The sequence below is a fragment of the Pseudomonas hefeiensis genome (genome assembly GCF_030687835.1).
In the GTDB taxonomy this organism is placed as follows: domain Bacteria; phylum Pseudomonadota; class Gammaproteobacteria; order Pseudomonadales; family Pseudomonadaceae; genus Aquipseudomonas; species Aquipseudomonas hefeiensis.
On sequence record NZ_CP117449.1, the window covers coordinates 3,945,678 to 3,957,491 of the forward strand.

10 protein-coding genes are annotated in these 11,814 nt (G+C 61.1%); 9 read left to right on the forward strand and 1 reads right to left on the reverse strand.

The annotated features are described in order from the left end of the window. Positions 1-142: 142 nt before the first annotated feature. From PSH57_RS17650 to aceA, 9 genes are all read left to right on the forward strand, one after another. Positions 143-2,368, forward strand: a complete 2,226-nt coding sequence (locus tag PSH57_RS17650; RefSeq protein WP_305384481.1) for an NADP-dependent isocitrate dehydrogenase — start codon at positions 143-145, stop codon at positions 2,366-2,368. A 199-nt stretch (positions 2,369-2,567) separates the two neighbouring features. Further along, positions 2,568-3,014: an NUDIX hydrolase gene (locus PSH57_RS17655; RefSeq protein WP_305384482.1), complete on the forward strand. Its 447-nt coding sequence runs from the start codon at positions 2,568-2,570 to the stop codon at positions 3,012-3,014. 59 nt (positions 3,015-3,073) lie between these two features. After that, a complete protein-coding gene (mnmA, locus tag PSH57_RS17660) occupies positions 3,074-4,198 on the forward strand; it encodes a tRNA 2-thiouridine(34) synthase MnmA (RefSeq protein WP_305384483.1) in 1,125 nt (374 codons plus the stop codon). Further along, a complete protein-coding gene (hflD, locus tag PSH57_RS17665; RefSeq protein WP_047227727.1) occupies positions 4,195-4,818 on the forward strand; it encodes a high frequency lysogenization protein HflD in 624 nt (207 codons plus the stop codon). The genes mnmA and hflD overlap by 4 nt, the downstream gene beginning before the upstream one ends. 124 nt (positions 4,819-4,942) lie before the next feature. Then, positions 4,943-6,313: an adenylosuccinate lyase gene (gene purB / locus PSH57_RS17670; protein WP_305384485.1), complete on the forward strand. Its 1,371-nt coding sequence runs from the start codon at positions 4,943-4,945 to the stop codon at positions 6,311-6,313. Positions 6,314-6,396: 83 nt separating this feature from the next. Continuing rightward, positions 6,397-7,563 carry a ribosomal protein uL16 3-hydroxylase gene (locus tag PSH57_RS17675; RefSeq protein ID WP_305384487.1) on the forward strand — a complete coding sequence of 389 codons (1,167 nt, stop codon included), beginning with the start codon at positions 6,397-6,399 and terminating at the stop codon, positions 7,561-7,563. Beyond that, positions 7,556-7,981, forward strand: coding sequence for a GNAT family N-acetyltransferase (locus PSH57_RS17680; protein ID WP_305415959.1), 426 nt, complete (start codon positions 7,556-7,558; stop codon positions 7,979-7,981). The genes PSH57_RS17675 and PSH57_RS17680 overlap by 8 nt, the downstream gene beginning before the upstream one ends. Before the next feature lie 270 nt (positions 7,982-8,251). Beyond that, positions 8,252-9,013 carry a secretin N-terminal domain-containing protein gene (locus PSH57_RS17685; protein ID WP_305384490.1) on the forward strand — a complete coding sequence of 254 codons (762 nt, stop codon included), beginning with the start codon at positions 8,252-8,254 and terminating at the stop codon, positions 9,011-9,013. Between the two features lie 458 nt (positions 9,014-9,471). Further along, a complete protein-coding gene (gene aceA, locus PSH57_RS17690) occupies positions 9,472-10,797 on the forward strand; it encodes an isocitrate lyase (protein WP_014337679.1) in 1,326 nt (441 codons plus the stop codon). A gap of 121 nt (positions 10,798-10,918) precedes the next feature. On the opposite strand, the gene PSH57_RS29325 is transcribed toward aceA, so the two are convergent. Then, on the reverse strand, positions 10,919-11,782 hold the full coding sequence (locus tag PSH57_RS29325) for a methyl-accepting chemotaxis protein (protein WP_422766105.1): 864 nt from the start codon (positions 11,780-11,782) through the stop codon (positions 10,919-10,921). Between the last annotated feature and the right edge of the window lie 32 nt (positions 11,783-11,814).

Genomic DNA, 11,814 nt, shown 5'->3' on the forward strand with positions numbered 1-11,814 from the left:
GCTTGACGCTCGACTGATGCACCCAACATCACCGCGAAGAAACCTCGACATTCGACTCACGGATGACTTTGAACGAACGCGCTTACCCGGCGCCCCTCGAGTTTCTGCGCATGCTTTAGCAAAGAAGAGAGTTAATCCGAATATGCCCACCCGCTCGAAGATCATCTATACCTTCACCGACGAAGCGCCCGCCCTCGCCACCTATTCGCTGCTGCCGATCGTCGAAGCCTTTACCGCTTCGGCCGATATCGCCATGGAAACCCGCGATATCTCCCTCGCAGGGCGCATCCTGGCCAGCTTCCCCGAGCAACTGGGTGACAAAGCCGTAGCCGACCACCTCGCCGAACTGGGCGACCTGGCCATTACGCCTGAAGCCAACATCATCAAGCTGCCAAACATCAGCGCCTCGGTGCCGCAACTGCAGGCCGCGATCAAGGAATTGCAGGCCCAGGGCTACGCACTGCCGGACTACCCGGAAACCGTGACCAGCGACGCCGAGAAAGACGCACGCGCCCGTTACGACAAGGTCAAGGGCAGCGCCGTGAACCCGGTCCTGCGTGAAGGCAACTCCGACCGCCGCGCACCGCTGTCGGTCAAGAACTACGCGCGCAAGCACCCGCACAAGATGGGCGCCTGGGCAGCCGACTCCAAATCCCACGTGTCCCACATGAGCAGCGGCGATTTCTACGGCAGCGAAAAAGCCGCCCTGATCGACGCCGCCGGCAGCGTGAAAATCGAGCTGATCGCTCAGGACGGCACTGCCACTGTCCTGAAGGAAAAAACCACCGTACAAGCCGGTGAGATCCTCGACTGCGCCATGATGAGCAAAAATGCCCTGCGCAATTTCATCGCCGCTGAGATCGAAGACGCCAAGCAAAAAGGCGTCCTGCTGTCGGTTCACCTCAAGGCCACCATGATGAAGGTCTCCGACCCGATCATGTTCGGCCAGATCGTTGCCGAGTTCTATAAAGACGCCCTGACCAAGCACGCACAAGTGCTGGAGCAGATCGGCTTCAACCTGAACAACGGCATCGGCGACCTGTACGCCCGCATCAAGGCCCTGCCGGCCGAGCAGCAGGCGCAGATCGAAGCCGATATCCAGACGGTCTACGCGGCGCGCCCGTCCCTGGCGATGGTCAACTCCGATAAAGGCATCACCAACCTGCACGTGCCGAGCGACGTGATCGTCGACGCCTCGATGCCGGCCATGATCCGTGACTCCGGCAAAATGTGGGGCACCGACGGCCAGTTGCACGACACCAAGGCCGTGATCCCGGATCGCTGCTACGCCACCATCTACCAGGCAGTGATCGAAGACTGCAAGCAACACGGCGCCTTCGATCCAACCACCATGGGCAGCGTGCCGAACGTCGGCCTGATGGCCAAGAAAGCCGAAGAGTACGGTTCCCACGACAAGACTTTCCAGATCAAGGCCGACGGCGTGGTTCGTGTTTCGGACAACACCGGTCGCACCCTGCTGGAGCAGAAGGTCGAGGCGGGCGATATCTTCCGCATGTGCCAGACCAAAGACGCGCCGATCCAGGATTGGGTCAAACTGGCCGTTAACCGGGCCCGTGCCAGCGGCACCCCGGCGATCTTCTGGCTGGACCCGATGCGCGCCCATGACGGCGTCGTGATCGAGAAGGTCCAGGCTTACCTGAAGGACTACGACACTGCCGGCCTGGACATCCGCATCATGTCGCCTGTCGACGCGATGAGGTTCACCCTGGCCCGTACCCGCGAAGGCAAGGACACCATTTCGGTGACCGGCAACGTATTGCGCGACTATCTGACCGACCTGTTCCCGATCATGGAACTGGGCACCAGCGCCAAGATGCTGTCGATCGTGCCGCTGATGAACGGCGGTGGCCTGTTCGAAACCGGCGCCGGCGGCTCGGCACCCAAGCACGTTCAGCAGTTGCTGGAAGAGAACTTCCTGCGCTGGGACTCCCTGGGCGAGTTCCTGGCCCTGGCCGCCTCCCTCGAACACCTGGGTGTGACCTACAACAACCCTAAAGCCCTGGTGCTGGCCAAGACCCTGGACCAGGCCACGGGTGAGTTCCTGGACCGCAACAAGTCGCCTTCGCGCAAGGTCGGCGGCATCGACAACCGTGGCAGCCACTTCTACCTGACCCTGTTCTGGGCTCAGGCATTGGCCGCTCAAAACGACGACGCAGCCCTCAAGGCCCAGTTCGCCTCCCTGGCCAAGACACTGACCGACAACGAAGAAAAAATCGTTGCCGAGCTCAATGCCGTCCAAGGCAAACCGGTGGACATCGGCGGTTACTACTTCGCCAACCCGGAGCTGACCAGCAAGGCCATGCGCCCAAGCAACACCTTCAACGCGGCGATTGCTGCGCTGGTGTAAGGTTGTAAGGGAACACCACAAACCCCGGCCTGGTGCCGGGGTTTGTGTTTCCAGACACAACGTAATTTCCCCTTGTGGGAGCGGGCTTGCTCGCGAAGGCAATTTATCATTCAACATCTGCATTGACTGACACACCGCTTTCGCGAGCAAGCCCGCTCCCACAGGATCTGCGTTCAAACAGTTATATAGAGGCAACGCTATGGACTGGAACCCCCACATCACCGTCGCCACCATCGTCGAAGACCACGGCCGTTTCCTGATGGTGGAAGAATCCAAGGGCGGACGAGCGGTGCTCAACCAGCCGGCCGGCCACCTGGACCCGAACGAAACCCTGATCGAAGCCGCCGTGCGCGAAACCCTGGAAGAAACCGGCTGGGACGTCGAACCCACCAGCGTGATCGGCATTTACCTGTACACCGCCCCCAGCAATGGCGTGACCTACCAACGGGTTTGCTTCGCCGCCAAGGCCTTGAACCACCGCCCCGACTATCAACTGGACGACGGCATCCTCGGCGCCAAGTGGCTGACCCGCAACGAGTTGCTCGAACAACGTGAGCACTGGCGCAGCGAGCTGATCATCCGCTGCATCGACGATTATCTGGGCGGCCATCGGCACAGCCTGACACTGATCCGTCCTTCTCTTTAGCCTTGCGCGTCCGGGCCTGATAGAATCGCGTCCTTTTTCAAGACACTCATTGAACTGCTATGCGTGATCCAGCCCCTTCTGACACCCCCAACAAGCGCGTCATTGTCGGCATGTCCGGCGGCGTGGACTCTTCCGTTTCCGCCCTTCTGCTGATCGAGCAGGGTTATGAGGTGGAAGGCCTGTTCATGAAGAACTGGGAAGAAGACGACGGAACTGAATACTGCACCGCCATGGACGACCTGGCGGACGCCCAGGCCGTGTGCGACAGGATCGGCATCAAGCTGCATACCGCCAACTTCGCCGCCGAGTACTGGGACAACGTGTTCGAGCACTTCCTGGCCGAATACAAGGCCGGTCGTACGCCGAACCCGGACATCCTCTGCAACCGCGAAATCAAGTTCAAGGCGTTCCTCGACTACGCCATGATGCTCGGCGCTGACCTGATCGCCACCGGCCACTATGTGCGCCGCCGCGATATCGATGGCCGCACCGAGCTGCTCAAGGGCCTGGACCCGAACAAGGACCAGAGCTACTTCCTGCACGCCGTCGGCGGCGAGCAGATCGCCAAGACCCTGTTCCCGGTGGGCGAGCTGGAAAAACCGCAAGTGCGCGCGATCGCCGAAAAACACGCCCTGGCCACCGCCAAGAAGAAGGATTCCACCGGCATCTGCTTTATCGGCGAGCGGCGCTTCAGCGATTTCCTCAAGCAGTACCTGCCAGCCCAGCCAGGCGAAATCAAGACCACCGAAGGCGAAGTCATCGGCCGCCACCATGGCCTGATGTACCACACCATCGGCCAGCGCCAGGGCCTGGGCATTGGCGGGCTGAAAGACGCCGGTGAAGAGCCGTGGTACGTGCTGGTCAAGGACCTGGAGCACAACGAACTGATCGTCGGCCAGGGCAACGACCATCCATGGCTGTTCTCCCGCGCCCTGCTCGCCTCCGACATCTATTGGGTCAACCCGATCGACCTCAGCCAACCGCGCCGTCTGACGGCCAAGGTTCGCTACCGCCAGAGTGATCAGCCCTGCTTGCTGGAAAAAACCGCCAGCGGCTATCGTGCCACCTTCGACGACCCACAACGCGCAGTCACACCCGGCCAGTCCGTGGTGTTCTACGACGGGGAAATCTGCCTGGGCGGCGGCGTGATCGAAGTCGCAGAGCCCTGGAGCAGCAAGGCATGAGCCCGACCCAGGAGCAACTGACGGCATTGGGCGGCGTGTTTCTCGCCGCCGTGCTGGTGGACCGGATCGCCAAGACCGGCCAGGCCACTGAAGCAGGCCTGAGCTGTATGCTCGGCAGCCTGCTGATTCGTGACCCCAAGGACACGCTTGAAGTCTATGGCGGCGACGACCTGAACCTGCGCGAGGGTTATCGCGCGCTGATCGGCGCCCTGGAGCGCGACCCCAGCACTCTGCAACGCGAGCCGCTGCGCTATGCCCTGTCGATGCTGGGCCTTGAACGTCAGTTGGCCAAGCGCGACGACCTGCTGGACACCATCGGCAATCGTCTGCCGCAGATTCAGTCCCAGGTTGAACACTTCGGTCCCGCCCACGAAAACGTCATCGCCGCTTGCGGTGCGTTGTACCAGGACACCCTGAGCACCTTGCGCCAGCGCATCCAGGTACACGGAGACATGCGCAACCTGCAGCAGCCGAGCAATGCCTCGAAGATCCGCGCCCTGTTGCTGGCCGGAATTCGCTCGGCGCGGCTGTGGCGGCAGTTGGGTGGTCATCGCTGGCAACTGGTGATCAGCCGACGCAAATTGCTGAAAGAGCTTTACCCGTTGATGCGCAACGAATAAGTCGCCTCAACCCGCTTTTGTAGATCGTTACGCGTAATACGCCGGTCAGTTGGCGACGGACCGGCGATTGTTTTCATGTATGATACGCGCCCCATTTCGTTGCCCGACTGTCCGAGAACACCCCATGCAGCTTTCTTCGCTCACTGCGGTTTCCCCTGTTGACGGCCGCTACGCCGGCAAAACCCAGGCCCTGCGCCCGATTTTCAGCGAGTACGGCCTGATCCGCGCTCGCGTCCTGGTTGAAGTGCGCTGGCTCCAGCGCCTTGCCGCTCACCCTGCCATTGGTGAAGTCCCGGCGTTTTCCGCGCAAGCCAACGCGGTACTGAACGCCCTGGCTGAAAACTTTGTGCTGGAGCACGCCGAGCGCGTCAAAGAGATCGAGCGCACCACCAACCACGACGTCAAAGCCATCGAATACCTGCTCAAGGAGCAGGCGGCCAAGCTGCCGGAACTGGCCAACGTCAGCGAATTCATCCACTTTGCCTGCACCAGCGAGGACATCAACAACCTGTCCCACGCCCTGATGCTGCGCGAAGGCCGTGATGAGGTGATGCTGCCGCTGATGCGCCAGACCGCCCAAGCCATCCGCGAGCTGGCGATCCGCTTCGCTGACGTGCCGATGCTGTCGCGCACCCATGGTCAACCGGCTTCGCCGACCACCCTGGGCAAGGAACTGGCGAACGTGGTGTACCGTCTGGAGCGCCAGATCGCCCAGGTTGCCGCCGTACCGCTGCTGGGCAAGATCAACGGCGCAGTGGGCAACTACAATGCTCACCTGTCGGCCTACCCGGACATCGACTGGGAAGCCAACGCGCGCGCCTTCATCGAAGACGAGCTGGGCCTGAGCTTCAACCCGTACACCACCCAGATCGAGCCGCATGACTACATCGCCGAGCTGTTCGATGCGATCGCGCGTTTCAACACCATCCTGATCGACTTCGACCGTGACATCTGGGGCTACATCTCCCTGGGTTATTTCAAGCAGCGCACCATCGCTGGCGAAATCGGTTCCTCGACCATGCCGCACAAGGTCAACCCGATCGACTTCGAAAACTCCGAAGGCAACCTGGGTATCGCCAACGCTTTGTTCCAGCACCTGGCGAGCAAGCTGCCGATTTCCCGCTGGCAGCGTGACCTGACCGACTCCACGGTGCTGCGCAACCTGGGCGTGGGTTTTGCCCATAGCGTCATTGCCTACGAAGCCAGCCTCAAGGGCATCAGCAAGCTGGAACTGAACGAGCAGAAAATCGCCGCCGACCTGGACGCCTGCTGGGAAGTCCTGGCCGAGCCGATCCAGACCGTGATGCGTCGCTACAACATCGAAAACCCGTATGAAAAGCTCAAAGAACTGACCCGTGGCAAGGGCATCAGCCCTGAAGCGTTGCAGACTTTCATTGATGGCCTGGACATGCCTGCCGAGGCCCGCGCCGAGCTGAAAAAGCTCACGCCGGCCAACTACATCGGCAACGCAGCAGCACAAGCCAAGCGCATCTGATCCACCGCTTTGCCCTGAGACGCCCGGCCGCGCCGGGCGTTTTTATTCGCGTCTGAAAAGTATATTTTTTCAATAGGTTACACATGAATCCTGATATTCCTCTGCAACTCTTGGGCGGCATCACGGCACGGGAGTTCCTGCGCGACTACTGGCAGAAAAAACCGCTGCTGATCCGTCAGGCGATTCCTGACTTCCAAAACCCGATCGATGCTGACGAGTTGGCCGGCCTGGCCCTGGAAGAAGAAGTCGAATCGCGCCTGGTCATCGAGCACGGTGAGCGTCCCTGGGAATTGCGTCGCGGCCCGTTTGCCGAAGACGAATTCAGCAAACTGCCGGAGCGCGAGTGGACCCTGTTGGTGCAGGCTGTCGATCAGTTCGTACCCGAAGTCAGCGAACTGCTGGAAAACTTCCGCTTCCTGCCGAGCTGGCGCATCGACGATGTGATGATCAGCTTCGCCGCCCCGGGTGGCAGCGTCGGCCCGCATTTCGACAATTACGATGTGTTCCTGCTGCAGGGCCACGGCCAGCGCAACTGGAAAATTGGCCAGATGTGCGACTCCGAGAGCCCGCTGCTGCAACACGCCGACCTGCGCATCCTCGCCGACTTCGAGGCCACCGACGAGTGGACCCTGGAACCGGGCGACATGCTCTACCTGCCGCCGCGCCTGGCCCACTGCGGCGTGGCCGTGGATGACTGCATGACTTACTCGGTGGGCTTCCGTGCGCCGAGCGCCGCCGAAGTGCTGACCCACTTCACCGACTTCCTCAGCCAGTTCCTGCCGGACGAAGAACGCTACACCGACGCCGATGCGCGCCCGGTGGCCGACCCGCACCAGATCCAGCACGACGCCCTCGATCGCCTCAAGGGCCTGCTGGCCGAGCACATGAGCGACGAACGTCTGCTGCTGACCTGGTTCGGCCAATTCATGACCGAGCCGCGCTACCCGGAACTGGTGGTAGGCCCGGAACTGGAAGAAGACGACCTGCTGGCCGGCCTGGAACAGGGCGCAGTGATCATCCGCAACCCAAGCGCCCGCCTGGCCTGGTCGGAAGTCGATGACGACCTGCTGCTGTTCGCCAGTGGCCAAAGCCGCTACCTGCCCGGCAAGCTGCGCGAACTGCTGAAAATGATCTGCGCCGCCGACGCCCTGCACAGCGAAAACCTCGGTCCGTGGCTGGCCGACGAAGACGGTCGCGGCCTGATCTGCGAGCTGGTCAAGCAAGGCAGCCTGGGGTTCGCTGATGAATAGAATTCACGTTCGTGTCGCAAACTGGCAAAAGGATAACGCCGAGATCCGGCGCATTCGTGAGACTGTGTTCATTGCCGAGCAATCCGTCCCGCCCGAGCTGGAATGGGACGCTGACGACCAGGGTGCGGTGCATTTTCTGGCCTTCGAAGGCGACTTCCCCATCGGCACCGCCCGCCTGCTGACTGACGGCCATATCGGTCGGGTCTCGGTGCTCAAGGACTGGCGGGGCCTGAAAGTGGGCGATGCATTGATGCATGCGCTGATCGCCGAAGCGGAGAAGCGTGGGCTCAAACAACAGATGCTCAGCGCCCAGGTGCATGCCACGCCGTTCTACGAGCGACTGGGTTTTGCCGTGGTCAGCGAGGAGTTCCTGGAAGCCGGGATTCCTCATGTGGACATGGTGCGGCACTCGGCCTGAACCTCTGTGGCGAGGGGATTTATCCCCGCCGGGTTGCGCAGCAACCCCAATGAATCTGACGCTATCAGCCTGATATACCGTGGCGGCTGTTTGGGGCGGCTTCGCAGCCCAGCGGGGATAAATCCCCTCGCCACAAAAGCATCCTGCAACACCCCAAAAACGCCCCGCCATCCACCGATGCCGGGGCGTTTTGCCGTCTAACATTCAACTTGCCCCACCCCAGGCCGACAAACTGGCAATATCAAGCCTTTGTCTCGCGGAGAAATGGACATGTCCTTACGCACCCTGCTCGCCACCCTGCTGCTCGGCTGCAGCCTATCGGTGATGGCCGCTACTGAAATCGTCCCGCTGAACTACCGAACCAGCGCCGACCTGTTGCCGGTGGCGCAGAATTTCATCGGCAAGGACGGCCAGGTCAGCGCCTATGGCAACCAACTGATCGTCAAAGCCGAGCCCGGGAAAATCGAGGAGCTCAAGGCATTTCTCGCCCAACTGGACACCGCCCCCAAGCGCCTGCTGATCACGGTCGACACCAACGAAAACAACTTGCAGGGCGACCAGGGCTACTCGATCAACGGCGCCGCCCCCAGCCAGACCCGCATCATCAACCGCAGCACCGCCAGCCGCGAAGGCGGTGTGCAGCAGGTACAAGCCAGCGAAGGCCAGCCGGCACTGATTCAGGTCGGCCAGAGTGTGCCGTTCACCAGCACCCAGACCGATACCTACGGCCGCCTGCAAAGCCAGACCGAATACCGCAACGTCACCCAGGGCTTTTATGTCACGGCCAGCGTCACCGGCGAGACCGTTCATCTGAACATCAGTACCAACCGTGACCGCATGAGCCAGGAACGTCCCGATGTAGTGAACGTTCAAAGTACCGACACAACTGTCAGCGGTCGCCTGGGTGAATGGATCACCCTGGCCGGCGTCAATCGTCAGACTCAGGCCGATAAACAGGGGCTGAGCCGCAGCTACTCGACTCAAGGTCGGGACGACATGATTCTGCGGGTTAAGGTGGACACCCTGAACTGAAGCACCAAAAACTGACTGACGAGTCGTATTAGACCAAAGATGTAGTGCCACAAAAAAACCACTACAAAACGTTTGACGAGCCAAAAAACCGAAGGCATGATGGCCTCGCTCCCGCTAATCAGGGGCCCTGGCAAGGGCCTTCGGGTCGACGCTTGCAATTACCCTGCGAGCCGATTCGTGTCTGTACCGCCCACAAGGTGTGTTTGACGAGGTTGCGACTGGAACGAAGTTGTCCCGAGGGACGGAAGCGTAACTAGGTAACCCGGCATCACTCTGAGTTCGTATAAAGGCCCACGACGCCCGAATGCGCCCGCAGTTCGCCTCTACCTGCTCACTTTTCCCCTCGAGCCCATCGTTCATCCCGTCGCCTCCCCGCCTGAACCGACTTGACCGTCCAACCCCTGGTCGGCAGGAGCAGGAATTTTCCACCCCAGACCTATGCGACGAGGTTTATCTCCATGGCACTGACACGCGAACAGCAAATTGCAGCCCTTGAAAAAGACTGGGCTGAAAACCCGCGCTGGAAAGGCGTGAAGCGCAATTACTCCGCTGCTGACGTCGTCCGTCTGCGTGGCTCGGTTCAACCTGAGCACACCTTTGCGAAAATGGGCGCCGAGAAACTGTGGAACCTGGTCACCCAGGGCGCCAAGCCGGCCTTCCGTCCCGAGAAAGATTTCGTCAACTGCATGGGCGCCCTGACCGGCGGCCAGGCGGTACAGCAAGTCAAGGCCGGTATCCAGGCGATCTACCTGTCGGGCTGGCAAGTGGCTGCGGACAACAACTCTGCCGAGTCGATGTACCCGGACCAGTCGCTGTACCCGGTGGATTCGGTTCCAACCGTGGTCAAGCGCATCAACAACTCGTTCCGTCGTGCCGACCAGATCCAGTGGAAAGCCGGCAAGAACCCGGGCGACGAAGGCTACATCGACTACTTCGCGCCAATCGTGGCCGACGCTGAAGCCGGTTTCGGCGGCGTACTGAACGCCTACGAGCTGATGAAGAGCATGATCGAAGCAGGCGCCGCCGGCGTTCACTTCGAAGACCAATTGGCCTCGGTGAAGAAATGCGGCCACATGGGCGGCAAAGTATTGGTGCCGACCCAGGAAGCCGTGCAGAAGCTCACCGCTGCCCGCCTGGCCGCTGACGTTGCCGGTGTACCGACCATCATCCTGGCCCGTACCGACGCCAACGCCGCTGACCTGCTGACGTCCGACTGCGACCCGTACGACCAGCCATTCGTAACCGGCACCCGCACCCAGGAAGGTTTCTACAAGGTTCGCGCCGGTCTCGACCAGGCGATCGCCCGTGGCCTGGCCTACGCGCCGTATGCCGACCTGATCTGGTGCGAAACCGCCAAGCCGGACCTGGACGAGGCGCGCCGCTTCGCCGAAGCGATCAAGAAGGAATACCCGGACCAACTGCTGTCGTACAACTGCTCGCCTTCCTTCAACTGGAAGAAAAACCTGGACGACGCGACCATCGCCAAGTTCCAGCGCGAACTGTCCGCCATGGGCTACAAGCACCAGTTCATCACCCTGGCCGGCATTCACAACATGTGGCACAGCATGTTCAACCTGGCGCACGACTACGCCCGCAACGACATGACCGCCTACGTGAAGCTGCAAGAGCAGGAGTTCGCTGACGCCGCCAAGGGCTACACCTTCGTGGCTCACCAGCAGGAAGTGGGCACCGGCTACTTCGACGACATGACCACCGTGATCCAGGGCGGCACCTCCTCGGTAACCGCGCTGACCGGTTCCACCGAAGAAGAGCAGTTCCACTGATCCTCGGCTTGTCTTGAGTAAACGGCCCTTGCGGACCGAATAAAAGCTAACCGCAAAGCCGACGTTCTAACGCCCCGACTGGTTCGGGGCTTTTTTTTGCCGGTTTTCACCGCTACATTTTTCACACCTTGAAGTGACTGACCAACTGCTGCAACTGGTTACCCAGACGCGCCAATTCGATGCTGGAGGCTGCGGTTTCTTCGCTGGCTGAAGCGGTCTGTTCGGATACATCGCGCACATTCAGGACACTGCGGCTGATTTCCTCGGCCACCGAGCTTTGTTGCACCGCGGCGGCGGCAATCTGCTGGTTCATGGCCTGAATGCCAGAAACCGCCTGGGTGATGTTGCCCAGGGATGTGCCGGCTTTGCCTGCCAACTCCACGCTGCTGTCGGTCAGTTCGCGGCTATTTTGCATCATACTCGCTACCTGCCGCGTGCCACTCTGCAAGCCCGCCACCAGACTCTCAATCTCTTCGGTGGAGTGCTGGGTACGCTGGGCCAGCCCACGTACTTCGTCGGCGACCACGGCAAAACCGCGACCGGCGTCACCCGCGCGAGCGGCCTCAATGGCGGCATTAAGGGCCAGCAAGTTGGTCTGCTCAGCCACCGCCCTGATCACGTCCATGATTTTGCCGATACGTCCGCTTTCTTGCTCCAGCTCGTTCATGGCTTCGACTGAGCGCCCGACCTCGCTGGCCAAGCGCTCAATCTGAACGATGGCTTGCGCGACCACTTGGTCGCCAATACGGGCTTGTGCATCGGCCTCTGATGCGGCTGCGCGAGCTTGTTCGGCATTGCGCGCGACTTCATGCACGGTGACCGACATTTCGTGCATGGCGGTCGCCACCTGATCGGTCTCGATCTTCTGACTATTGACCCCGGCACTGGTCTGCTCAGTGACAGCCGATAGCTCTTCGGCGGCACTGGCGATTTGGGTGACGCCATCGCGGATGCCACCGATCAGGTCGCGCAAGGTGGTGCCCATACGCTCAATACCCTGCTGCAAGACACCCAGTT